The sequence below is a fragment of the Cupriavidus metallidurans CH34 genome, assembly GCF_000196015.1.
Lineage (GTDB): Bacteria > Pseudomonadota > Gammaproteobacteria > Burkholderiales > Burkholderiaceae > Cupriavidus > Cupriavidus metallidurans.
In genome coordinates this window covers 3,820,506-3,844,583 of sequence record NC_007973.1, presented here as the reverse complement: position 1 = coordinate 3,844,583, position 24,078 = coordinate 3,820,506, and the positions used below count along the sequence as shown (strand labels likewise).

The following is a 24,078-nucleotide window of genomic DNA, read 5'->3' as shown; positions in this document are numbered from 1 at the left end:
ACATAGATAGGCCCGTATGACACAGGGGATTCAAGCCCGCTTCAACGGAAAACCGGGGAATCCGGCTCGGCATCGAAGCGCAATTCCTCCTGGACCGGCGCGGGGTCATCGCCCTGATCGGCGGCCGGGATCAGCGCGCTGACGCGTACGCCGAGCAGCCGGATGCGTCGTTCCAGCGGGATACGCTTGAGGCACTCGGTGGCGCCATGCCGGATCGTCGCGCCGTCCGCGGTGTGGGCGGTCAGCGTCAGGTCGCGCGTAACGGTGTGGAAGTCGTCGAAACGCAGCTTGATGCCGACGGTGCGCCCCACGTAGCCCTTGCGCCGCAGATCTTCGGCCACGCGCATGCAAAGCCGGGTGAATTGCTCGGACAGTACCGGACGATCGCCGCGCGGATGCAGATCACGCTCGAACGTGGTTTCGCGGCTCATCGACTTGGGTTCGGAGCTGACCACGACCTGCCGCTCGTCGCGCCCATTCGCCACTTCGGCCAGCCAGCTTGCGTAATTGCGGCCGAAATGGGCCTGCAGCAGCGCGATGTCGGCCTCCGCCAGTTGCCCCACGGTCTCGATGCCGATAGCCGCCAGCTTCTCCGCCGCCTTGGGGCCGATGCCATTGACCTTGCGGGCTGCCAGCGGCCAGATTCGTGTCGGGATATCGGCCGGCGTCAGGATCGTCAGGCCGTCTGGCTTGTCGAGTTCGGAACCGATCTTGGCCAACAGCTTGTTTGGCGCCACGCAGATCGAACAGGTCAGCCCGGTGGCGGCGTTCACGGCGGCCTTGATACGGGCCGCCACATCGCGTGCCTCACCATCAATATCAGTCAGATCGATATATATCTCGTCGATTCCCCGGTCTTCTATTTGTTCGGTGAATGATCTGACTGCAGCCTTGAACAACCCGGAGTAACGCCGGTAGGCGTCGAAGTCCGTCGGCAACAGGATCGCGTCGGGTGCCAGCTTGGCGGCCTTCATCATCCCCATGGCGGAAAACACGCCAAGCGCGCGGGCCTCGTAGGTGGACGTGGTCACGACGCCGCGTCCGGCGTAATCGCGCAGACGCGCATAACGGCGCGTGCCGTCGGGCAGGTCCTCGGGCACGGCGTTGCGACCGCCCCCGATCACGACGGCCTGGCCGCGCAGATCCGGGTAGCGCAACAGTTCGACGGACGCATAGAAGGCATCCATGTCGAGATGGGCGATGCGCCGTGCGGATGAGGACATGGACGAAGGGGAAAATCGTGTACTGTATAAACGTACAGTATAGTGCCGCGCCCGGATTTTGCGGAGGGCCTGTCAGCTGGCTCTCCCGCAAATTATTTACTTAATAGATTGATCTTTATGTGCTTTCGCTGACTTCATTCTTAACGCTAATAATTTTCCGCTGCAGCAGTTTGCTGACAAGCAGGCCTTCAGCAGCGTAGATAGCCAGAGATACCCAGATCAGCGCATAGCCAATCTGCTTTTGCGGCGGAAACGGCTCGTGGTACAGCCAGATGCCGAGCGCCAGTTGCAGTGTCGGGCCGGCGTACTGCAGCAGCCCGAGCAGCGACAGCGGAATGCGCCGTGCGCCTGCCGCGAAGAACAGCAGCGGCACGGCGGTAATCGGACCCGCCATCACCAGCAGCACCTGCGTACCCGGTGCTGCGGCGCGCGTGGTGTCCTGACCCGTCAGAAACAGAAAGGCGAGCGCGGCGGCGGCAAACGGAAACAGCAGTAGTGTTTCCAGTGACAACCCTTCCAGCGCCCCCAGGGCACCGGTCTTGCGCAACAGTCCATAGCCGCCGAACGATGCCGCCAAACCGAGCGCGATCCACGGCAACTGCCCAGCCGTCACCGTGAGCCAGATCACCCCGGCCGCGGCAATCGCGATCGATAGCCATTGCACGGGGCGCAGCCGCTCGTGCAGCAGCAACACGCCAAGCAGCACGCTGAACAGGGGATTGATGAAGTAGCCCAGGCTGGCGTCGACCACCCGATCGGCGGAAACGGCCCAGATATAAAGGAACCAGTTGCAGCAGAGCAGGGCCGCGCTGGCTCCGAAATTGAGCACCAGGCGTGGGTTGGCCGCCACCTCGCGAAGCCAGCCGAAATGCCGGCGCCACAGCAGGATCGCCCCGAGAAACACGAGCGACCACACCATGCGATGCAGCAGGATTTCCAGCGGCGCAACGCCGTGCAGGGATTTGATGTAGAGGGGCAGCAGGCCCCAGATGATGTACGCGAGCAGCGCGTAGAAGATGCCGAGTTGCATGGGGAAATGTCCCGGGTAGATGTCCGGTTGTGGGCGGATTCTACCGGGGCGGGAGAAAGCGCGTGTGAGCGCCTTTCGGGCGTGGCAAGCGGATAAAGTGCCGGCCCTCTCCACTCGCCCCTCTCCGCGCGGGAGAGGGGCGTTTGTGGCTTACAGCTTGCGGGCGAAGCTGAACTGCGAGAATGCCTGCTCGGCCACGTTGAACCACGCGGCTTCGTTGTTACGGAACACGCGCCAGTCGTCGAAGATCTTCTTGAACGACGGGTTCTTGGCGCTTTCGTCCGCGTAGGCTTCCTGGGTGGCCTTGAAGCAGGCTTCCATGATTTCCTTCGAGAACGGACGCAGCTTCACGCCGTTTTCCAGCAGACGGGCCAGCGCCTGCGGGTTCACGGTGTCGTACTTCGCCATCATGTTCGTGTGGGCCTCGATGGTGGCCGTTTCCAGCGCGCGCTTGTACAGCGCGGGCAGCTTCTCGAACTCGGGTGCCGACGCATAGAACGAGAGCTGAGCGCTGCCTTCCCACCATCCCGGGTAGTAGTAGTACGGCGCCACCTTGTAGAAGCCGAGCTTCTCGTCGTCGTACGGGCCCACCCATTCGGCTGCGTCGATCGTGCCCTTTTCCAGCGCCGGGTAGATATCGCCACCGGCGATCTGCTGCGGCACCACGCCCAGGCGCGACAGCACCACGCCAGCAAACCCGGCGATGCGGTACTTCAAACCCTGCAGATCCGCCACGCTCTTGATTTCCTTGCGGAACCAGCCACCCATCTGCGCATTGGTGTTGCCGCCGAGGAAGTTGACGACGTTGTATTCCTTAAAGAACTCGCGCATCAGTTTCATGCCGTTACCCTGCAGCATCCAGGCGTTCTGCTGGCGCGCGGTCAGGCCGAACGGAATCGTCGTGTCGAAGCACAGCGTCGGGTTCTTGCCGAAGTAGTAATAGCCGGCGGTATGGCCGATCTGCACGGTCTGGTTCTGCACGGCGTCCAGCACCTGCAGGCCCGGCACGATTTCACCTGCGGCAAATACCTTGATATTGAACTTGCCGTCCGTCAGTTCCTTCACACGTTGCGCCAGCAGTTCGCCACCGCCATAGATAGTGTCCAGCGACTTCGGAAAGCTCGACGCCATCCGCCATTCCACTGCCGGGTTGCTGCCGATGACAGCAGGGGCGGCTGGGGCGCTGGCCGATGCTGCCGGCGCGGCGGGCTTTTCTTCCTTGCCGCAAGCGGCGAGCGCTCCGGTGGCGGCCACGGCGGACGCTTTCAACAGGAAGGAACGACGTTCCATGGACATCTCCTCGTTATTGATATGTATGTATGCAGAACTGTCGGGAATCCGGATGTGTTGTCGGAAAGACAGGCCGGTCGATTATAGCGGTGGCGTTTTGGGCACGGAGCCCCATCAGAATGGGGGTTTTCGCTAGGAATTCGCACTTCTGCAACGGATAACCGGCATGTTCGGAAACGGTGCGCAGGGCATGGCCGGACCGGCCCGCGGCCTTTCGCAATGTGGGAAGTCGAGCATTTCGGCGGATTTTGTAACCCGCCTTGTAGTCCAACAGTTCACCTGATAAAACCTGAGCCCTTGTTCCGGTGTTCGTGCCAAGCCGGTTTCGCCGTTGTCATGCTGCTATCTGCTTTGCGCCCCCATCGTCTGCTTGCCCGTCGTCGCCTCACGTTTGCCGTACTGGCCGCGTGGGGACTGGGTGCGTGCGCGCATACCGGCAGTTCCGTCGCCCCGCCACCGTTCATCGCGGAGAGCACGGTGTCGCCCAAGGCCTCGGTGATGGCGTCCCTGGAGCCTGCGGCGGCAGTTCCTGAACCAGTTGCCGCACCAGCAGTCTCGGCCGATCCGCTTGGCGACCTGATTCTGTCGTCTGCGCCGACGGATGCAGCTGCCAAGCCCGCCGAGGCGGCCAGTCCGCCCGAGGCCTCGCCGCCCGTTAACGCGACAACTTCCCCGGAAGCAGCAACGCCCCCGGATAGCTCGAAGCCCGTCGAAGCGACAAATGCCGTCGATCCGGATTTCGTCGGCCCGCCCGACTCGCTGGCGCCGCCGCCGCCACCACCTCCGCCACTCGTCCTGTTCCCGCGCCGCCTGGGAGAGTTCCCCGCGCAGGCCGCTGCGCCGCAAGGCGAAGGGACCGGCGACCCCGCATCCGCGCCAACCCCTTCCGACGTGCCGCCGGTCCTGCGCTCGCAATTGCCGGCAGACAATCTGGCCGGGGATTCCGTTTGGCAACTCGGCTATAGCGGCCGTGCGGCCGTAGAGGACCGGTCAGGCCTGCAACACGCCTGCGCCGGCGGTGGCACGCCTTCGGCCGGCTTTGGCAGGGGGCTTGCCTGCACCAGCTCGGGCGAGGTCAAGATTCGCGAGTCTCTGATGGATATGGGAGGCGGCACGCAGGTCCAGCTCGTCGCGCAGGCCAAGGGCACCGATACGACATCGGTCAACGGCAATGCCGCGGCGGTGGACCCTTACGCGCTGGTGCAGAACTTCTATACCTCCGTCAGCGGCCTCTCGGGAACACCCATGCTGCAGGAAGCCAGCGTCTGGGCTGGCCGCCGCGACAGCAATCCATTCCTGATGTCGTCGGGCCTGCTGCCGCCGAGTTCGCCATCGATGCGTTTCGGCGTCGACAACGCCAAAGTGGGCGATTTCGGGCTGAGTTATCAATACACTGCACGTAACGAACTAAATGGCGCCAAGCTGCCCAGCTATCACACAGTCCGATCGGCGCCGATCGGCACCAATGACAAGGGTTCGGTCCAGGTAGGCTTCACCCGCGTGGAAGCCATGCAGGAAATCGAGAACTCGGGCGGCGCATGGTGGGCATCGGCCATGCACGAGCAGAAGGGCGTGCTCTATGGCACCAACCGGCTTGGCCTGCAGTATGGACAGGGATCGCGCGTGGCCATGACCGGCTATTCGGGCATGGGCAACGATCTGTCACGCGTTCGGGTATCGGATTCGGTGGAATGGAAGAGCCGGACAGGCCTGGCGGGTTCGGTGGAGTCCAGCCTGCAGCTCGATCATTCGGGCATCGGCACGCTGCAATGGGCCGCCACGCGCGTCCGACCGGCGTTCGTTGCCAACGACCAGTTCCGGCTGACGTTCGAGGTCGCGCACGACCAGATCTCGTCTGGGTTTGGCGTTGGCGGTCAGCGCACGGCGTTCACCGTGGCGCCGACACTGACGCTCGGCAAATCGGCCGGCAACGCCAACCTGCGTGCGTTCTATACCTACAGCCGTGCCAATGATGTGGATGGCATCACCTTCGCCTCGCCAGCCGATGCCTGGGCATCCCAGACATCCGGCTCGATCTTCGGCGTTCAGCTCAATCGGCGCTGGTAAGCTCCGTGCGGCCTTGCCAGCGTTGGGCTGGCGGGCTTGAGGCCGCTGCCATGGGGGCAGGGCAGAGCCACTGGAACAGCAACGCAGCATTCGCGGAACCAAATATCTGCGCCAGAATAAACATCGAAGCATCAATCGCACGAATACCTGTGAAGGTGTCGGTCAGCGCGCAGGCGATTGTCAGCGCCGGATTGGCGAATGACGTGGACGATGTGAACCAGTATCCCGCCGTGATATAGCCCGCCACGACAAATGGCACGAGTCCCGGCCGATGGCGGCTGGTGGCCAGACCCAGACCGATCAGCCCGAACGTCGCCAGGAATTCGCTCCACCACATGGGCGGACCGGTGCGCGCCTGCGTGGCCGCGGCCAGCAGCGGCAGACCGAACATGGCGTGCGCGGCCATCACGCCGAACACCGCGCCGGACAACTGCGCCAGCACATAACCAAGCGCTTCGCGCGGCGACAGATTGCCCTGGATCAGGTTCGACAGAGTGACCACCGGATTGAAATGACCGCCTGACACGGGGCCAAGCGACACCAGCAGCGCTACGAGCCCGGCACCAGTGGCCAGGGCGTTGCAGAGCAGGGCGAGCGCGGTATCTCCAGCGGCAAGCCGCTCGGCACGAATGCCGGACCCCACTACGATCGCAATCAGCAAGGCCGTACCCAGTCCTTCGGCAACGAGCCGGCGGGCGGTCGTCGGGGTACGCATCGTGGGGGTGGTGTCTGGCATGGCGCGGGCTGAATCGTGGGGGAACTGCGACCGCGCAGTGTTCCGCGCGGGAGCAAACCCCGTCAATGCCGCGCCGGGATGTAGTGAACGAACTGCCGGTATCGAATGGCAGGCCTGAATGGCAGGCCTCAAACTATTCCCACAAGAAATGAGATCACGTAATCAGCAGCAAAACACATCCATCACATTTATAAATAAAAGCCATACGGGCTAATAGATCGCAAGCATTAGCCGTATAACTATTTCCAGAACGAATGATCGATAATTAAATTCATCGGCACCCATCCATCTGAGTTATTGAAGATCACTACTGCAGGTTGTTGCGCATCAGGAGCAGCCACGGCATGTGCGAGTTCGTGAAGCCGTCGAGCTGGCCAGCATCGTTCATGTCGATCACGTCCATCGACACCGACTGCTGGACGTTGCCGCCAATCGCCTTGACCACGCGCGCGGCGGGATCCACTTCGACCACGATGTCGCAATGCATCGGCGTGGTGCCGAAACCGATCTCGGCCACGTTGGAGATGTACTTGTCGCGCCCGCGGGCGGCGCAAACGACGTCGCCTGGTCTCGGTACTGCCGGCATCGGCTCGATATGGAAGGCAGGGCGGGGCAGGATGCCATCGCGTGCGTCCACCACATACATCGAATGTGACTGGCCGGTCAGGAACTGGTCATTGTCGAGTCCCGCCTTGCGCATCACCCACGAAATGAACACGGCCGACCACGCCCAGGCGCCCTGGGTGATCTGACGGCAATCCGGCGCCTCACCGACGATGCCCCAGTACCCCTGTGCCATCCGGCAGCCCCGGGGCGTGGCTTCCATACCGGTGCCATCGGGAAAGCGCACGCAGTCCGCTTCCCGGCCGTTCTCGTCATTTTCGGTATCCGCAGACGCCTGGCTGCTGACGTCACCGCCGTCCGATGCCTTTTCAGGTCCGGCAGTCATCGGAGCGGGCAGCGGACTCTGTGTGACGCAGGCGCTATCGTCGCGCCCGATATGCACGACCTGCTGCCCCCATTTGCGCCATTCCTGCATGGCGATATCGACAATGCGCTCGCGCGGCGTAGCGCCAGGCGGCGTGGTCACCTGTTGATAGTCGGGGAACGGCACGGCCTGCGGGCGAGCCGTTCTCGGGGGCGTCGTGGTACAGCCGCAAAGCACGGCAAGGGCAATTGCCGCCGTCAGTCTCTGCGCCAGCGCCTGTGGAGAAGACTGTGGAGCCTTATGTGGAAAGCGCTGTGAATAACGCTGTGGAAATCTGCGCGGCAGCAAGCGGGGCAGCATGTCGGGTCCATGCGTCGCGACATCCCGCAATGCCTTGATCAGACAAGGCTGGATGGCATTATTCAGGGATTATCGGCCATCACGAAAGTGGCGATGCCGACTGTGAGATTCTACCCGCGGCGTCGCAGGAAATCCTTTGTGGATAACGTCCCCCGCCTGGCGCGCACCTGCGCCAGTTCTGGCGTCTGGCGGCGGCACGGCGGGGTCATGCGATACGGGCTGGAGACGCCCGCAGGCATTACTGGTTGACTGCGTCCTTGAACTTCTGACCGGCCTTGAACTTCACGGTCTTTGCAGCTTCCACCTTGATCTCTTCACCGGTACGCGGGTTACGCGCCATGCGCTCACCACGTTCGCCCTTGCTGAAGGTGCCGAAGCCGATCAGGCTCAGGGTCTCACCCTTGGCCACGGCGTCCATGATGGCGCCCAGGGTCACGTTAAGGGCTTGCTCGGCCTTCGCCTTGGTCAGACCGTCCACGCCTGCTGCAATTGCGTCGATCAGTTCAGTTTTCGTCATGCTTCACTCCGTATCGAGTTGAAAAAACACCAGCGTCCAGCCCGGAGACTTCACCCTGGAAGCCGCTCTGGCAAAGACGCCGCGGGCCACATCATACCGTGTCGGGCAAAGTGCACCGGAAACAAGATTGTTACCGGTTACGTTTGCACGGCCGCGTCAGCAAAGGGATGGCGGGGATTGGAGACGTTCTGGAAGCCCTGTGAGTGCGTATACGGCGAATACGGCCACAGAGGCTCCTGGCCCCTCCTGGAGGCTGTCAGGGACGTATACGGCCCTGTGAGCGCCTCCTGGGGCGTATACGTTGCCTGGGAGGTGCAGCGGAGCGGGTAGAGGCTCAGGCGCTTGCTGGGCACCCCTGCCTGTTTTTTGATCGGCCTTCTGAATTCCGGATTCGAGTCGATGGGTTGCGATGCCCAGAGGTATACGCCTCGACGGCGCGTCTCATGCGTATGGTTTACATCTTCTTTTCATGTATACAGATAGTAGTAGTAGGTAAACGGCGCCCGTTTCTGTGGATAACCGCGTATACGTCAAGTGAATCAAGCGTTTACGTATACCAAAACCACAGGGATGAACGGCTGGGCGGCGTGGATGACTCAGCCATTCGCATGAGGCAGTGCGCGTATACGTGTCGACTTGTTCCTGCGCCGTCCCCATGTCAGCCCCAGTAAACCCACACCAAACGCGCGCGCTTATCCACAGAAATAGCCTTGGTTATCCACATTGGCGGCGGTGAGGTATACGTCCGTCGTGCGTATACCTGAGTGGGCAGCACGGGTATCATCCGGTTCGCGCCGGACTGGGCCGGCCGCCATCGCCACGGGAATCAGCACATGTCGGACAAGGGCACGGACACCAAAGATAAAGAGAAGAAGGCGGGAAAGAAGAAGACCGCCAGTGATCGCATCGAGGTGCGCCAGTCGGGCGTGCATGGCAAGGGCGTCTACGCGATCGGCCAAATCGCCGAGGGTGAGCGCGTGATCGAGTACAAGGGCGAGCACATCTCCTGGAAGGAAGCGCTCAAGCGCCATCCGCACGATCCGAACGACCCGAATCACACTTTCTATTTCAGTCTGGACGACGGCGACGTGATCGACGCCAAGTTCGGCGGAAACCGCGCGCGCTGGATCAATCACGCCTGCGATCCGAACTGCGAGGCGCGCGAGAAGAAGGGGCGCGTGTTCATCCACGCACTGCGCGATATCGAGCCGGGCGAGGAACTGTTCTACGACTACGGTCTGGTGATCGACGCGCGCTACACAAAGAAGCTCAAGCAGGAATACGAGTGCCGCTGCGGCAGCCCCAAGTGCCGTGGCACGATGCTGGCGCCGAAGGACAAGAAGTAAGGCAATCGGGGCGCAAGGGCCCCGCGTGACACATCAGGCTGCGGTGCCGGGGGCTTCGCACGGAATCCGGATCACGAAACGCATGGTCGGCGGGCGCTCCGGCTGCTCGCCCATTGCCTCGCCGCTCTCCTCATCGATCTTTTCGGATCCGACTGCCAGTGCCGCCCGCGACCCGGCAGGCGCCGGCACATCCTCGATGCGGATCGTGCCCTGGTGCAGGGTCACGATTTCATGCACGATGGCCAGCCCAAGGCCAGCGCCGCTCGGCGCGGCCTGGGCCGGCTGCGCGCCCGGCGTGTGATCGCCACGGAAGAAGCGCTTGAACACTTCCTCGCGGCGTGTCGCAGGAATGCCGGGCCCGTTGTCTTCGATCATCACCACGGCCATGCCGCGATGACCCAAAGTCTCGCCGCCGGCGCGCACCGTGATCCGCCCGCCGGCAGGCACATACTTCACCGCGTTGTCGATCAGGTTCGACAGCGCCTCGCGCATCAGCAGACGGTTGCCACGCACCACGGCCGGCGCGCCGCCGGTGAAGGTGGGGCCGGGCAGCACCTCGAATCCAAGATCCACACGCCTTGCCAGCGCCTGCGGCACCCATTCGGCACCGATCTCGAAGGCCATCTCGGCCAGATCGAAATGCTCGACCGGTCCCAGCCGTTCGAGCGACAACCCTGGTTCGGCGCGGGCCAGCGACAGCAACTGGTTAGACAGGCGCACGGCGCGATCCGCAGCGGTCTGTACCTCCCGCAGGGCCTGGCGGGCCACTTCGAGCGAATCAGCATCCACCGCGCGGTCGGCATGGAGCTTGACGGCGGTCAGCGGGGTGCGGAGCTGGTGGGCGGCATCGGCGATGAACTTGCGCTGGGCGTCGAGCGCGTCGCGCAGCCGGGAGAGCAACGCGTTCAGCGCGCGAATCAGCGGTTCGACTTCGGCGGGCATCTGGGATTCGTCCAGCGCCGCCAGCGAGCGCGCGGTCTGGCGGTTGAGCCTGTCGGTCAGGATCTGCAGCGGCACGAGCTCTTCCTTGAGCACGTGCGACAGGATCAGGCTACCTACCAACAGCAGCAGGATCAGCGGCACCGACACCGACAGCAGGATCTCGTTGGCTGCAGTTTCCCGCCGGTCGAGGAGTTCGGCCACTTCGATGACGATCGGCCCGCGCATCGTGCTGGTCTCACCGCCTGTACCCGCTTCATCGGGGCTGGGCGGCGGCAGGTTGACCGGCAGCCGTACCGCGCGCACCTGCCGACCGCTGAACCAGGCATAGAACAGCCGGGCGTCATGCAGCGTGGTCTGGCCCGTGCCGTAGCCGAGCCAGGTATCCATCCCACCGATCAGCCCGTCGGGCCCGTGGATGCGCCAGTAGATCCGGTCGGAGCCTTCGGCTTCCACCAGGGTCTGGGCGATCATCGGGATGTCCTGCTCCAGGCGTGGGCCGGCGATGCGGATCTGCTGGGCGATGTTGTTCGCCACGCCATACAGCGCGCGGTCGAATACCTGAGTGGTGTAGTGGGCCGCCAGCCAGTACGACAGCGAACCGCTGGTCAGAACGAGGGCGAACAGCGGCGTGGCCAGCGCGCGCAGCAGGTGAACGCGCAGGCTCGGGTTCGACGTCGGTTTGGGATTGCCGCCGCCGCGCAGGCGTTTGCCGGTCGCGGTCGTTGCGGGCGTGTCACCGGCTTGCGCCGAGGAGGAAGACGAGCGCGGCCACATGGCGATTCAGGGCATCCCGGGGAATTTGCTTCCCTCAGTGGCCGGCACGAATCTGGAGCAGGTATCCGAAGCCGCGCACGGTGACGATCTCGACGTCGCCATCTTCGAGCTTCTTGCGGACGCGGTGCACGTAGACCTCGATGGCGGTGTCGCCCACGGTGTCGCCGCCTTCACCGGCCGGGTGCGCGAACGTGGCCAGATGGTCCTGCAATTGTGCCTTGCTGACCACGCGGCCCTGCCGCTGCAGCAGCAGTTCGAGCACGGCGAATTCGCGGGGCGACAGTTCCAGCGGGCGGCCATCGACGAACATGCGGCGGTCGTTGCCGGACAGGCGGAGCCTGCCCAGGCGCACATCGCGCTCCGGCGCGGCCTCGCCGTGCTGGCTGCGGCGCAGCAGCACACGCACGCGTGCTTCCAGCTCGGGCAGTGCGAAGGGCTTGACCAGATAGTCGTCGGCGCCGGCGTTCAGGCCGGAAAGCTTGTCCTCGAGTTCATCCCGGGCGGTCAGGATGATGACGGGGGTGGTGCGGTTACGGGCGCGGTAGCGGGCCAGCAGCGTCATGCCGTCGATGCCGGGCAGGCCCAGGTCGAGGATGACGAGATCGTGCTGCTCGCGCAGCAGATGGTCGGTGGCGTAGACACCGTCGTGCACCACGCGTACCTGATGGCCGGCGCGGGACAAACCGGCCTCCACGCCGCTGGCGATTTGACGGTCGTCCTCGATCAGCAGGATACGCATGGGAGCAAGACAACGAGACTCGTAGGAGGGATGCCGCTGATTGTACAGGGACGCCCCGTTGTCTGCCTTTCAGTTGCCCTACAGCGCCTTCCCTGGCGTGTTAGCGCGCCAGACCGGCGGCGGCTTTCTCGATGAACGTGGCCAGGTCGATGTCGCGCTGGGTCAGCCCGTTGGCATCGTGGGTGGACAGTGTGATGTCCACGCGGTTGTACACGTTGAACCACTCGGGGTGATGGTCCACCTTGTCGGCTTGCAGCGCGACGCGCGTCATGAAGCCGAACGCCGCGTTGAAATCGGCGAAACGGAACGATTTCTGGATGGCGTCACGGTCCTGGACCGGGGTCCAGCCAGGCAGGCCGGCGAGCAGGCTCGCGCGGGCCTCTTGGGAGAGAGGAGTCATGATGGGGGCTCGATCTGAAGAGTAGGGTAAGACGAAGGCCGGCCCGCCCGGGCCGCGAGCGGCCGGGCTTGCCGGCATTGTTTCACAAAGCGGCTGGCGGGATGCGCGCCGCTCAGATGTCCTCGCTGTCGGCCCAGCCTTCGCGGGTGCCAACGTTGATCACGCGATCGCCCTCGACAATATCGCCGGCGCCCAGCGTCGGCAGGGTGCGCAGTTCCGGGTACAGCGCGGTGAAATCGGGGCGGGTGGCGTCGAACAGCTGTTCAAAGCTGTCGATCACGAAGTAGGTCTTCTGGAACGTGTCGATGCGGTAGCGCGTGCGCATGATCCGGTGCAGGTCGAAACCGATCCGGTTCGGGCTGGCCGAATCCAGGCTGTAGATCGACTCGCCCTGGCTGGACAGGATGCCGGCGCCGAAGATGCGCAGGCCCGCGGGCGTGCGGATCAGCCCAAATTCCACGGTGTACCAGTACAGGCGCGCCAGCATGTCGAGCGCGCCGAGCTTGGCCGCCTTGAGGCCGCCCTTGCCGTACGCCTCCATGTAGTCGGCGAAGATCGGGTTGATCAGCAGCGGCACGTGGCCGAACACGTCGTGGAAGCAGTCCGGTTCCTGCAGGTAATCAAGCTGCTCCGGCTTGCGCATCCACCAGCTTGCCGGGAAGCGGCGGTTGGCCAGGTGGTCGAAGAACACCTCGTCCGGCACCAGGCCCGGCACGGCCACGACCTGCCAGCCGGTGGCGCGCATCAGCGTTTCGTTGAGCTGGTCGAATTCGGGCACGCGGTTGCGTTCCATGCCCAGCGTGGCCAGTCCCTGGAGAAATTCGTCGCACACGCGGCCCTGGAGCATCGAAGCCTGGCGGTCGTACAGCTTGCGCCAGATCGCATGGTCGGTATCCGTATAGCGGTGCACCGGCTGGGCGATGGTGAAGTCCGGGCGCAGTTCCTGGCCCGATAGCAGGCCCTCGTCGAACTGTTCCTTGAGCTTGGCGGTCATCGTGCCGGCAAAGGCGGTGTCGATTTCCTGCGGGGCGGCCGTGGCGATCATCTATGTCTCCTGTATGCGGAATTTCTGCATAGTCTAGCGATCGGATGCTGCATTCAGGCCGCAAAATTGGCCATATTCCGGTTCTTAATGCATATAATCTGCGCATATTTAACATTCAGTGCGGGATTGATGCGAACCATGAACCACGCCGACCTGGACCCCTTCGACCTGGCCTTGCTGGCGGCGCTGCAAGCCGATGGCAGATCCACCCATCAGCAACTGGCCGAGCGCGTGCACCTGTCGCCGAGCCAGGTCGGCCGGCGTCTGGCGCGGCTCGAAGCCGACGGGGTGATCACTGGCTATCGCGTAAACCTGTCGCCACAAGCCCTGGGCCTGGGGGTGCTGGTCTTCATCAGCGTCAAGCTGGCGCACCATGGCGACACGATCATCGAGCGCTTCGCCGAGGAAATCCTGCTGCTGGAGGAAGTGCAGGAGTGTTACTCGGTGGCGGGCGAGGCCGATTACCTGATCCGCGTAGTGGTGGCGGATCTGCCCACGCTGGCCGAATTCACGATGAAACGCCTGATGCGCGTACCCGGTGTGGAGAGCATCCGGTCGAACATTGTGCTGACCGCGCTCAAACGCGAAGGACCGCTGCCACTTTCACATTTGCGCTGAAACGGTCACGCGATCTGAACAAAATGTGCAGAGGCTTGCGCTTGCCATCCGCGCATGTCACCCTCGCCCGGTGGCAAATCCGGAAAGGGCAAGATGATGTCGAAGATCGTCACGGCGGTTGGAACCGCCGCCGCAGGTCTTGTGCTGGGGGCAGTGCTGTGGGCGCCGATGGCGTCGGCCGCGCAGATCACGCGCTTTTCACCCGAAGGGGTGGTCCCGCAGGTACGGCAGGTGGCGATCCGCTTCGACGAGGCGATGGTGCCGATGGGCGATCTCAAGGCTGCACCGCCAGCGGCTGTGTCCTGTACCGGTGGCAGCGTTGGCGGCAGCGGGCGATGGGTCAACGCTACCAACTGGGTCTACGACTTCGAGCGTGACCTGCCCCCGGGCGTGCGATGCTCGGTGCGGATGTCGGCAGGCCTCAAGAGTGTGGCTGGCAAGACCTACGCCGGCAAACCGGAATACAGGTTCGAGACCGGCGGCCCATTCGTGATCTCGGCGCGCCCGTCGGGTGGACAGATCGAGGAAGACCAGGTGTTCGTGCTGCGCTTCAACGGCGCGGCAACGGCGGGATCGATTCGTGAACATGCGTGGTGCCAGGCCGAAGGCCTCGGCGAGCGGATCCCGGTCAGGCTGCTGACGGGCAAGGAGCGGGATGGCGTCATCGAAGCGGTGCGCTGGAACGACATCGTCAAGCAAAACCCCGAAGCCGTGCACCTGCTGGCCTGCCAGCAGCGTCTGCCCGCTGGCGCGCGCATGCAGCTCGTGCTCGATGCCGGCATCTCCACCCCGTCCGGGCTGGCCACTACCGCGCCGCGCCGTTTCGACTATCAGGTACGCGAACCGTTTGCCGCGGGCTTCACCTGCGAGCGCGAACGTGCCGAAGCCCCATGCACGCCGCTGCGGCCGCTGGTCGTCACCTTCACCGCACCGGTACCGCGCAAGCTGGCCGAGCACATCGTGCTCAAGACGCCGTCCGGCCCGCGTGCGCCGAAGTTCGATAGCGACGACGCCAGGGACGCTCCGGTGTCGTCGGTCACGTTCCCCGGCCCCTTCCCGGAGAAGGCCAGCCTCACTATCGAGGCGCCGAAGGATCTGAAGGACGAGAGCGGTCGCTCGCTGTCCAATGCCGACCTGTTTCCCATCAAGCTGACCACCGCCGCGCTGCCGCCGCTGGCCAAGTTCGCCGCCGCGCCGTTTGGCGTGGTCGAACGTTTTGCCGATGTGCCGCGCGGCAAGTCGCCGGCTGACTATCCGCCGCTGCTGCCAGTCACGCTGCGCAACGTCGAGGCTGATCTGCCGGCGCTGTCGGCGCGGGCCGAAGCCGGTACGGTCGCACGACTCAAGGTCGATGACGACGGCGCGATCCTGCGCTGGTTCGGCATGGTCAAGCGTATGCACGAGAACTCGTGGACGCGTCAGGAGCTGGATGCGATCCGCGCAGGCAAATCGCCGTCGGAAGCACGCAGCCCGCGCAACGCGCCATCTATCGAGACCCGCTCGGTATCGTTGCTTGAAGGCGTATCCGGCGCGAAGACGCTGGCGATTCCGAAATCGAACGACACCTCGCCTCGGCCGTTCGAAGTGGTCGGTATTCCGCTGCCGGAACCTGGCTTCCATGTGGTTGAGATCGCTTCGCCAATGCTGGGCGAAGCACTGCTCGGCCGGAAGGCGCCGATGTATGTGCGCACGGCGGTACTGGTGACCAACCTCGGTGTGCATTTCAAGCTCGCGCGTGGCCTGGCCGATGGCGACATGAGCGGTCTGGCGTGGGTCACATCGCTGGATGACGGCAAGCCCGTGGCCAATGCGAAGGTGGCCGTGCGTAGCTGCGATGGTGAGTTGCTGGGCGAAGGCGCGACCGATGCCACCGGCGTCGTTCGCTTCGCAAAGCTGCCCGATCGCCGCTACAAGGATTGCGCGAACGGCATGGACGGCTACTTCGTCTCCGCGCGCATTGCGGCGGACCATCCACAAGCGCGCGGCAAGGCCGATATGGCGTTCGTGATGTCCGACTGGAATCGTGGCATCGAAACGTGGCGCTTCAACGTGCCGACCGACCTGAGCCCGAACCAGACCGTGCGCGCGCATACGATCTTCGATCGCACGCTGCTGCGCGTGGGCGAAACGGTGTCGATGAAGCACCTGATCCGCACGGAGACCGCACAGGGATTCGCGCTGCCTGCCGCGATGCCGGACAAGATGGTCATCACGCACGAAGGTAGTGGCCAGACCTATGAACTGCCGCTGGCGTGGCGCAACACGGCTACGGGTGGCCGCAGTGCCGAGAACGCCTTCCAGGTGCCTCAGGCGGCCAAGCTTGGCGTCTACGATGTGGCGCTGGTCTATGGCGATGGGCGCACGCTGAGCAGCGGCAGCTTCCGCGTGGAAGCGTTCCGACTGCCGGTGCTGGCTGGCACGCTGTCGGTGACCAAGGATCCGAAGGCGAAGGGCAATGCCCTTGTGGCACCCGCCGAGGTACCGGTTGGCGTGGAGATCCACTACACGAACGGTGGTGGCGCGGCCGGGCTGCCGGTGAGCGTGTCGGCGCTGATGCGAAACAAGTACGTGAACTTTGCCGACTACGACGATTTCTCGTTCAACGCGCCACGGCCGCAGCAGCAGCAGAGCGCCAGCGGTGACGAGGAGGAAGACCAGGAAGGCGAGAGCTCGCGTGACGAAGCGGAGAAGCTCGTTGCCGACAAGCTGCCGTTGACGCTCGACAAGGACGGCAATGGCAAGGTCACGATCAAGAAGCTGCCGAAGGTGAACGTGCCGGGCGACCTCGTGCTCGAAGCGGGCTTTGCCGATCCGAATGGCGAGATCCAGACGCTGCGGCAGACCGTGCCGTTGTGGCCGTCGGCCGTGGTGGCGGGCATTCGCGCCGCGAACTGGGTATCGGTGTCACAGAAGCTGGCCGTGTACGGTGTGGTGCTCGACACGCAGGGCAAGCCGATTGCTGATACGCCGGTACAGGTCAAGGCGAGCGCGCGGATCACCACGTCAGCGCGCAAGCGCGTGGTGGGTGGCTTCTATCGCTACGACAATCGCAGCGAAACGAAGGACCTCGGCGTGGTGTGCGAGACGCGTACCGACGCACAGGGCCGCGCGCGTTGCGAGGTGGCGTTGTCGCAGGCGGGTGAAGTGGAACTGGTAGCCAACGCGCGCGATGGCGATGGACGCGTGACACAGGCCGCGACGACCGTCTGGGTCACGCGCCAGGGCGAACTCTGGTTCGGCGGCGAGAACCACGACCGCATGGACGTGCTGCCGGAGAAGAAGGCCTACGCGCCGGGCGACACCGCGGTGTTTCAGGTACGGATGCCGTTCCGCCGCGCGACGGCGCTGGTCGCAATCGAGCGCGAAGGCATCCTGGACACCGAAGTGGTCGAGCTGAACGGCACCGATCCGACCATCAAGCTCAAGGTCAAGCCGGAGTGGGGCCCGAACGTGTATGTCTCGGTGCTAAGCATTCGCGGACGTCTGCGCGAGGTGCCCTGGTACTCGTTCTTTACGTGGGGATGGCGTCAGCCGCTGGACTGGTGGCACGCGTTCCGCAGCGAGGGCAAGGAATACGTGGCGCCGTCGCCGCTGGTCGATCTGTCGAAGCCGGCGTTCCGGCTCGGTCTGGCGGAAATCCGCGTCGGCAACGAAGCACACCGGCTCGACGTGACTGTCACACCTGACAAGGCCACGTATCCGGTGCGCGGCAAGGCGCATGTGGTGGTGCAGGTGAAGCTGCCCGACGGCAAGCCGGCGGCGAATGGCGAGGTCGCGCTGGCGGCGGTCGATCAGTCGCTGCTCGAACTGATGCCGAACACAAGCTGGAACCTGCTCGATGCGATGCTGCAGCGGCGCAGTTATGGGGTGGAGACCTCGACCGCGCAGATGGAGATCATTGGCCGCCGCCACTATGGCCGCAAGGCCGTGGCCGCGGGCGGTGGTGGCGGCAAGAGCCCGACGCGCGAGCTGTTCGACACGCTGTTGCTGTGGAATCCGCGCGTGCAGCTCGATGCGGAAGGCAAAGCCGCACTCGACGTGCCACTCAACGATTCGCTGACCAGCTTCCGCATCGTCGCCGTGGCCGATCTTGGCGCGGGCCGCTTCGGCAGCGGCAGCGCGTCGATCGCCGCGACGCAAGACCTGCAGATGATCGCCGGCCTGCCACTGCTGGTGCGCGAGGATGACAAGTACCGCGCAATGTTCACGCTGCGCAATACCACGCAGCGTGCGATGACCGTGGAAGCCACCGCGCGCGCGACGCTGGTCGACGCGCAGACGCTGCCCGCGCAGACCGTGCAGATTCCTGCCGGTGAAGCGCGAGAAATCGGCTGGGACATCACCGCGCCGGCACTGCTGGCGTTCAGCCGCGGCGGGTCGATCCTTTGGGAAGTGGGCGCGACAGAGAAGGGCACCGGCACTGCCAGCGACAAGCTCAAGGTCTCGCAACAGATCGTTCCTGCCATCCCGGTGACGGTGCAGCAGGCAGTGCTGGCGCAATTGACGCCGAACGCGTCGATGCCAGTGCAGGCACCGGCTGGCGCGCTGGCGGATCCAAAGGGCCAGGTGCGGGGCGGGATGCAGGTGTCGTTGCAGTCGTCGCTGGCTGGCGGCATGCCCGGGGTGCGTGAATGGTTCCGCAACTATCCGTTCACGTGCCTCGAGCAACGCTCGTCGAAGGCGCTCGGCCTTGGCGATGCCGCCGCGTGGGATGCATTGATGGTGCAGTTGCCGTCCTACCTGGACAGTAACGGGTTGGCCGCGTACTTCCCGCTGCGTAGCGATGGAAGCTACGGCAGCGAAGTGCTGACGGCGTATCTGCTCTCGATCTCCGACGAGGCTGCGCGTGCTGGCCTGCCGATGCGCGTGCCGGACGCGCTGCGCGATCAGATGGAGCGCGGACTGACTGCCTTTGTCGAAGGCCGCATCACGCCTCCGCGCTGGGCGCCGTCTTCGGCGACGATGGATCTCGACGTGCGCAAGCTTGCCGCGCTGGATGCGTTGTCGCGCACCGGCCATGCGCAGGCGCGGATGCTCGGGTCAATCCAGATCCTGCCCGAGCAGTGGCCGACGTCGGCGCTGATCGACTGGCTCGGCATCCTGTCGCGCGTGCAGGATATCCCGCAGCGTGACAAGCGCATGGCCGAAGCCACGCAGTTGCTGCGCAGTCGCCTGACGGTCCAGGGCACGCGACTGGTGTTCTCCACCGAGCGCACCGACAACTGGTGGTGGCTGATGTCTGGTGGCGATGTGAACGCCGCGAAGCTGCTCGCGCTGGCGACACAGTTACCAGACTGGAAGGGCGATGTGCCCGAACTGGTGACGGGGCTGCTCGGCCGGCAGACGCGCGGCGCGTGGATGACGACCACGGCCAACGCCTGGGGCGTGCTGGCGATCCAGCGCTATGCGCAGGTGTACGAGAAGACGCCGGTGGCAGGCGCGGCGCGCGTTGCGCTGGGCGATGCGTCACGCACGTTCGAATGGTCGAAGGCCACGCAGAAGGATGGCGTGGCCAGCGGCATGGTCGAATTGCCGTGGCCGGCCAAGACATCGACGGCACCGGCTACGCTGCAGGTTGAACAGCAGGGCTCGGGTCGTCCGTGGGCCACTGTGCGCGCGCTGGCGGCGGTACCGCCGACCGAACCGGTGTCTGCGGGCTATCGCGTGCGCCGTACCGTGACGCCGGTGGATCAGGCGGTGGCAGGCAAGTGGTCGCGTGGCGATACCTATCGGGTGAAGCTCGACATCGACGCGCAGGCCGACATGACTTGGGTGGTGGTCAGCGATCCGGTGCCAACCGGGGCGACGATTCTCGGCAGCGGCCTGGGCCGCGATTCGGAAATCGCAACGCGTGACGAAAAGAAGTCGTGGTCTGCCTTCACGGAACGCACACCTGCGGTCTATCGCGAGTACTTCGGCTATGTGCCGAAGGGGGCGTTGTCGGTCGAGTACACGGTGCGCCTGAACAACGCCGGCGAGTTCACGCTGCCACCCACGCGCGTTGAAGCGCTGTACGCGCCCGATGTGTTCGGTGAGACGCCGAACGCCAAGATGACGGTGGGGGCCAAACCGTGAGCTGGATCGCCATGCGGATGCCCCCACGCGTGCGCGAATGGTGGATTGCCGGCGTGCTGGCCGGCGTGACATACGGCGTGATGCTGATCCAGGTGTCCGCGTACTTGCCTCCCGGCACGCCGTTGACGGGCCAGATCGCCTATCAGCCGATCTGGAAAACCGCGATGGCGGTCATGCTCGCGCGCGCGGCGTGGTTCCATCGCCCGCTAGGAGAGCGGCGCTGGCTCGTGACCGCGCTGCTCTTCTCCGCGCTGGGAGATCTATTGCTGGCGCTGCCCGGTCTGAAGATCTCGTTCATTGGCGGGCTCGGGGCGTTCCTGATGGCGCACCTGGCCTATCTGCGCCTGTTCGTGCCGATGATGGGAGACCTGCGGCCGCATCGGCTGATCGGCTGTGGTCTGATCATCGGCGCGGCGGGCGCATTGCTTGGGCGCTTCTGGCCGAATCTCGGCGATCTGATGTGGCCGGTCACGGTCTACATCTGCGTGCTGGCGGCGATGGCCTGCACGACGATGCTGGCATCGCTGCCGACGGCGCTGGCGGCAATCGGCGCCCTGTTTTTCGTGGCGTCGGACGCGATGATCGGTATCGCGAAATTCCTGTCGTTGTTCGACACGTACCAACTCGGCATCTGGTGGACCTACGCCATCGCACAGGTGCTGCTGGTGGCGGGCGTGGTGGCCGAGCGGGACGCGTGAGAGGTTGGGGTTCGTGCTGAAGCGTGGTGGGATTCATGTTGCTGTGGCGCTGCTGTTATTCGCGGGCGCCGCGCAGGCCGTGCCCACGTTTCGAGAGGTTCGCGCCAACTGGCGCAGCGCCGATATCGTGGTGGTGGATCGCCACGGCGAAACCGTGGCCCGCGTGCGTGACGACTTCCGCGCGCGGCGCGGCGACTGGGTGACGCTGACCGATACATCGCCGGCCTTGCGCACCGCCATCGTGCTATCCGAGGACAAGCGCTTCTACGCGCATAGCGGCGTCGACTGGCAGGGCGTGGCGGCTGCCGCATGGGCCAATCTGTGGAACACCCGCACACGTGGCGCTTCGACGCTGACGATGCAGCTCGCCGGGTTGCTCGACGAGGATTTGCGCGCGGGCCGTGGTCGCAGCATCGGGCAGAAAGTCGAGCAGGCGGTCAGCGCGGCGTCACTCGAGCGTGGCTGGAGCAAGGACCAGATCCTCGAGGCATACCTGAATCTGGTGCCGTTCCGTGGCGAACTGGTGGGGCTCTCCGCGATGTCGCAGACGCTGTTCGGCAAGGTGCCGAGCGGGCTCGACGCGCGTGAGTCGGCAGTGGCCGTCGCGCTCGTGCGCGCGCCCAATGCCTCGGCCGCGCAGGTGTCCAAGCGTGCGTGCGGCATTCTGCGCGACATGGGCCAGCCGCGCGAATGCGAGGGGCTCGACGGTTTCACCGCGCTGGTGCTGGTGAAGTCAGCCAGTGCGCAGACCGGCCCGCAGGCCCGCAACGCCAATCTCGCGTCGCATCTGGCTCGTGCCGTTATCGCGCAGGCGCGAGAGTCCGGCAAGCCGGTGCCACCGCGCATCACTTCCACCCTCGATGCCGGGCTGCAACGCGTGGCAGTGACCAGCCTCGATCGCCATCTGCGCGAGCTGGCGGGGCGCAATGTCGAGGACGGCGCCGTGGTGGTGATCGACAACGCCAGCGGTGACGTGCTGGCCTATGTCGGCTCTTCAGGCATCCTGTCCGCGGCGTCACAGGTCGATCACGCGGCGGCGCTGCGGCAGGCCGGTTCGACGTTGAAGCCATTCCTCTATGAGCAGGCCATCGAGGAACGCAGGCTGACCGCGGCATCGCTGCTTGACGATCGTCCGGTGAATCTTCCCACTGGCGGTGGCCTCTACATTCCGCAGAACTATGACCATCGCTACGCAGGCTGGGTCAGTCTGCGCGCCGCGCTGGGTTCGTCACTGAACGTGCCGGCGGTGCGCACGCTGGTGATGGTGACGCCGCACCGCTTTCATCAACGGCTGGTGGCGCTCGGCCTGCCGCTGACGCAATCAGGCGATTACTACGGCTATAGCCTTGCGTTGGGCAGTGCGGATGTGTCGCTGCTGTCGCTGACCAATGCCTATCGCAGCTTCGCCAACCAGGGCGCGTATGCGCCATCGCGGATGACGCTGAATGCCGCCGTGCCGTCGAAGCAGAACGTGATGATGCCGGCGGCGACGTTCGTGATCGGGGATGTGCTGTCTGATCGCCACGCGCGGGCGCGTACGTTCGGGCTCGACAGTCCGCTGACCACGCGTTTCTGGACGGCAGTGAAAACCGGCACGAGCAAGGACATGCGCGACAACTGGTGCGTCGGCTGGTCGGAGCGCTACACAGTGGGCGTGTGGGTCGGCAATGCCAGCGGCGCGAGCATGCACGACGTATCGGGAGTGTCTGGCGCGGCGCCCGTATGGCACGAGGTCATGGAAGCGCTGCATCAGCGCACGCCGAGCCGCGCGCCGGCGATGCCATCAGGCGTCGAACGTGTGGCATTGACGTTCGACGACGAACTCGAGCCAGCACGGCAGGAGGTATTCCTGAGCGGCACCGGGATGCGGCGCGTCAGTGTGGGCACGACGGAGCAGGGCAACACGATGCCGGCTATCGCCAGCCCGGCCGACGGCACGATCTTCGCACTCGATCCCGATATTCCTCCGGCCGCGCAGCGGATCTGGTTTCATGCCGATGGGCTGACGGGTCAGACCGCGCGCGCGGTGAGCTGGCGCATGGACGGCAAGCCGCTCGGCAAGGGCGGGCAGGTTGCCTGGTTGCCATGGCCGGGCCGGCATCGCGTGCAACTGGTCGATGCGGCGGGGAAGGTAGTGCACGAGATCGGCATCGAGGTGCGCGGCGCGGGCGTTCGTGAGACGGCGGCGCCACGGAAGACGCCTGCGGGGCCGGTCCGGCAATAGCCGCACGACGCGCGTATCATCGCGGGGTTCGCTGAAGTACCTATCCTGAGGAGCTTCCAGATGACCACACCGCGCAAGCTGGGCCGTAACGGCCCCGAGGTATTTCCCATCGGTCTGGGCTGCATGGGCATGAGCGAGTTCTATGGCGCGCATGACGATGCCGAATCTATCCGAACGATTCACCATGCGCTCGACCACGGCGTGAATCTGCTCGACACCGCCGACATCTATGGTCCGCACACGAACGAGCAACTCGTGGGGCGCGCGCTTGCCGGTGGCCGGCGTGACAAAGTGGTGCTGGCGACCAAGTTCGGCATCGTGCGCGATCCGTCGAATCCGACGGCGCGCGGCGTCAATGGTCGTCCTGAATATGTGCGCGCCGCCTGCGATGCGAGTTTGAAGCGGCTCGGTGTCGACCATATCGATCTGTACTACCAGCACCGCATCGATCCCGATACGCCGATCGAGGACACCGTTGGCGCAATGGCCGATCTGGTCAAGGCGGGCAAGGTGCGGTGGATCGGCCTTTCTGAGGCCGGCGTCGAGACAATCGAGCGGGCGCACGCGGTGCATCCGGTCACGGCGCTACAGACCGAGTATTCGCTCTGGACGCGTGACGTCGACGAGAACGGCATCATGGCTACCTGCGAGCGGCTTGGCATCGGCTTCGTGCCGTATAGCCCGCTGGGCCGTGGGTTCCTGACCGGCGCGATCCGCACGCCCGACGATTTCGAAGCGGACGACTATCGACGTACCAATCCGCGCTTCATGGGCGAGAACTTCGCGCGCAACCTGCAACTGGTCGATGCCGTGCGAGCGTTGGCGAGCGAGAAGGGATGCTCGCCGGCGCAACTGGCGCTGGCCTGGGTGCTGACGCGCGGTGAACACGTGGTGCCGATTCCCGGCACGCGGCGCGTGGCCAATCTCGACGACAACCTGGGCGCGCTCGGCGTGACGTTGAGCGCGCAGGATCTGGCCCGCATCGACGCGATTTTCCCGCTGGGCGCAGCGGCGGGTACGCGCTATGCGGCAGCGATGATGCAGTTCCTGTCGCGCTGATCGGAAC

At 64.8% G+C, this 24,078-nt stretch carries 17 protein-coding genes; 7 read left to right on the top strand and 10 right to left on the bottom strand.

All coding sequences use genetic code 11. The features are described 5' to 3' along the window. Positions 1–41: 41 nt before the first annotated feature. The 3 genes from dinB to RMET_RS17795 form a co-directional block, all read right to left on the bottom strand. A complete protein-coding gene (gene dinB, locus RMET_RS17805) occupies positions 42–1,223 on the bottom strand; it encodes a DNA polymerase IV (protein ID WP_011517963.1) in 1,182 nt (393 codons plus the stop codon). Positions 1,224–1,338: 115 nt separating this feature from the next. Beyond that, positions 1,339–2,253 carry an EamA family transporter RarD gene (gene rarD, locus RMET_RS17800; protein ID WP_011517962.1) on the bottom strand — a complete coding sequence of 305 codons (915 nt, stop codon included), beginning with the start codon at positions 2,251–2,253 and terminating at the stop codon, positions 1,339–1,341. A 150-nt stretch (positions 2,254–2,403) separates the two neighbouring features. After that, on the bottom strand, positions 2,404–3,543 hold the full coding sequence (locus tag RMET_RS17795; protein WP_011517961.1) for a TRAP transporter substrate-binding protein: 1,140 nt from the start codon (positions 3,541–3,543) through the stop codon (positions 2,404–2,406). A gap of 336 nt (positions 3,544–3,879) precedes the next feature. Between RMET_RS17795 and RMET_RS17790 the strand changes: the two genes are divergently transcribed. Continuing rightward, complete coding sequence (locus tag RMET_RS17790; RefSeq protein ID WP_029306841.1) at positions 3,880–5,610, top strand: carbohydrate porin; 1,731 nt, start codon at positions 3,880–3,882, stop codon at positions 5,608–5,610. Here the strand turns inward: RMET_RS17790 and RMET_RS17785 are convergent. The 3 genes from RMET_RS17785 to RMET_RS17775 form a co-directional block, all read right to left on the bottom strand. Then, positions 5,594–6,346, bottom strand: coding sequence for an aquaporin (locus RMET_RS17785; RefSeq protein ID WP_231108917.1), 753 nt, complete (start codon positions 6,344–6,346; stop codon positions 5,594–5,596). The two genes, RMET_RS17790 and RMET_RS17785, sit on opposite strands and share 17 nt — an antisense overlap. 307 nt (positions 6,347–6,653) lie before the next feature. Further along, a complete protein-coding gene (locus RMET_RS17780; protein WP_011517957.1) occupies positions 6,654–7,634 on the bottom strand; it encodes a DUF2272 domain-containing protein in 981 nt (326 codons plus the stop codon). A gap of 238 nt (positions 7,635–7,872) precedes the next feature. Next, positions 7,873–8,151: an HU family DNA-binding protein gene (locus RMET_RS17775; protein WP_008640984.1), complete on the bottom strand. Its 279-nt coding sequence runs from the start codon at positions 8,149–8,151 to the stop codon at positions 7,873–7,875. Between the two features lie 833 nt (positions 8,152–8,984). Between RMET_RS17775 and RMET_RS17770 the strand changes: the two genes are divergently transcribed. Beyond that, the gene (locus RMET_RS17770) at positions 8,985–9,497 is read left to right on the top strand and encodes an SET domain-containing protein (protein WP_008640983.1); all 513 of its coding nucleotides are present in this window, start codon (positions 8,985–8,987) and stop codon (positions 9,495–9,497) included. 33 nt (positions 9,498–9,530) lie between these two features. Here the strand turns inward: RMET_RS17770 and RMET_RS17765 are convergent, their stop codons facing one another. From RMET_RS17765 to phhA, 4 genes are all read right to left on the bottom strand, one after another. Further along, positions 9,531–11,213 carry a sensor histidine kinase gene (locus RMET_RS17765; protein ID WP_011517954.1) on the bottom strand — a complete coding sequence of 561 codons (1,683 nt, stop codon included), beginning with the start codon at positions 11,211–11,213 and terminating at the stop codon, positions 9,531–9,533. Positions 11,214–11,247: 34 nt separating this feature from the next. Then, on the bottom strand, positions 11,248–11,952 hold the full coding sequence (locus RMET_RS17760) for a response regulator transcription factor (RefSeq protein ID WP_008640981.1): 705 nt from the start codon (positions 11,950–11,952) through the stop codon (positions 11,248–11,250). 100 nt (positions 11,953–12,052) lie between these two features. Continuing rightward, positions 12,053–12,352 (bottom strand): 4a-hydroxytetrahydrobiopterin dehydratase, encoded by a 300-nt coding sequence (locus RMET_RS17755; protein ID WP_017514891.1) that lies wholly within the window; start codon positions 12,350–12,352, stop codon positions 12,053–12,055. 112 nt (positions 12,353–12,464) lie between these two features. After that, positions 12,465–13,397, bottom strand: coding sequence for a phenylalanine 4-monooxygenase (gene phhA / locus RMET_RS17750; protein ID WP_011517952.1), 933 nt, complete (start codon positions 13,395–13,397; stop codon positions 12,465–12,467). Between the two features lie 138 nt (positions 13,398–13,535). Here phhA and RMET_RS17745 point away from each other — a divergent pair, with 138 nt between their 5' ends. The 5 genes from RMET_RS17745 to RMET_RS17725 all read left to right on the top strand — a co-directional run bounded on the left by RMET_RS17745 (position 13,536) and on the right by RMET_RS17725 (position 24,071). Then, complete coding sequence (locus tag RMET_RS17745) at positions 13,536–14,015, top strand: Lrp/AsnC family transcriptional regulator (protein ID WP_011517951.1); 480 nt, start codon at positions 13,536–13,538, stop codon at positions 14,013–14,015. Between the two features lie 93 nt (positions 14,016–14,108). Beyond that, complete coding sequence (locus RMET_RS17740; protein WP_011517950.1) at positions 14,109–20,090, top strand: alpha-2-macroglobulin family protein; 5,982 nt, start codon at positions 14,109–14,111, stop codon at positions 20,088–20,090. Next, a complete protein-coding gene (locus RMET_RS17735; protein ID WP_008640976.1) occupies positions 20,087–20,788 on the top strand; it encodes a lysoplasmalogenase in 702 nt (233 codons plus the stop codon). Before RMET_RS17740 ends, RMET_RS17735 begins: the two co-directional genes overlap by 4 nt. A gap of 16 nt (positions 20,789–20,804) precedes the next feature. Continuing rightward, complete coding sequence (gene pbpC, locus RMET_RS17730; protein WP_035821079.1) at positions 20,805–23,012, top strand: penicillin-binding protein 1C; 2,208 nt, start codon at positions 20,805–20,807, stop codon at positions 23,010–23,012. Positions 23,013–23,072: 60 nt separating this feature from the next. Beyond that, positions 23,073–24,071 carry an aldo/keto reductase gene (locus RMET_RS17725; RefSeq protein ID WP_011517947.1) on the top strand — a complete coding sequence of 333 codons (999 nt, stop codon included), beginning with the start codon at positions 23,073–23,075 and terminating at the stop codon, positions 24,069–24,071. The last annotated feature ends 7 nt before the right edge of the window (positions 24,072–24,078 follow it).

Coding starts and splice junctions, on each gene's coding strand:
- RMET_RS17785 (WP_231108917.1), bottom strand. CDS start 6,346: ATGCCAGACACCACCCCCACGATGCGTACCCCGACGACCGCCCGCCGG.
- phhA (WP_011517952.1), bottom strand. CDS start 13,397: ATGATCGCCACGGCCGCCCCGCAGGAAATCGACACCGCCTTTGCCGGC.
- dinB (WP_011517963.1), bottom strand. CDS start 1,223: ATGTCCTCATCCGCACGGCGCATCGCCCATCTCGACATGGATGCCTTC.
- RMET_RS17775 (WP_008640984.1), bottom strand. CDS start 8,151: ATGACGAAAACTGAACTGATCGACGCAATTGCAGCAGGCGTGGACGGT.
- RMET_RS17755 (WP_017514891.1), bottom strand. CDS start 12,352: ATGACTCCTCTCTCCCAAGAGGCCCGCGCGAGCCTGCTCGCCGGCCTG.
- RMET_RS17795 (WP_011517961.1), bottom strand. CDS start 3,543: ATGGAACGTCGTTCCTTCCTGTTGAAAGCGTCCGCCGTGGCCGCCACC.
- RMET_RS17765 (WP_011517954.1), bottom strand. CDS start 11,213: ATGTGGCCGCGCTCGTCTTCCTCCTCGGCGCAAGCCGGTGACACGCCC.
- RMET_RS17745 (WP_011517951.1), top strand. CDS start 13,536: ATGAACCACGCCGACCTGGACCCCTTCGACCTGGCCTTGCTGGCGGCG.
- RMET_RS17725 (WP_011517947.1), top strand. CDS start 23,073: ATGACCACACCGCGCAAGCTGGGCCGTAACGGCCCCGAGGTATTTCCC.
- RMET_RS17770 (WP_008640983.1), top strand. CDS start 8,985: ATGTCGGACAAGGGCACGGACACCAAAGATAAAGAGAAGAAGGCGGGA.
- RMET_RS17740 (WP_011517950.1), top strand. CDS start 14,109: ATGATGTCGAAGATCGTCACGGCGGTTGGAACCGCCGCCGCAGGTCTT.
- rarD (WP_011517962.1), bottom strand. CDS start 2,253: ATGCAACTCGGCATCTTCTACGCGCTGCTCGCGTACATCATCTGGGGC.
- RMET_RS17780 (WP_011517957.1), bottom strand. CDS start 7,634: ATGCTGCCCCGCTTGCTGCCGCGCAGATTTCCACAGCGTTATTCACAG.
- RMET_RS17760 (WP_008640981.1), bottom strand. CDS start 11,952: ATGCGTATCCTGCTGATCGAGGACGACCGTCAAATCGCCAGCGGCGTG.
- RMET_RS17790 (WP_029306841.1), top strand. CDS start 3,880: ATGCTGCTATCTGCTTTGCGCCCCCATCGTCTGCTTGCCCGTCGTCGC.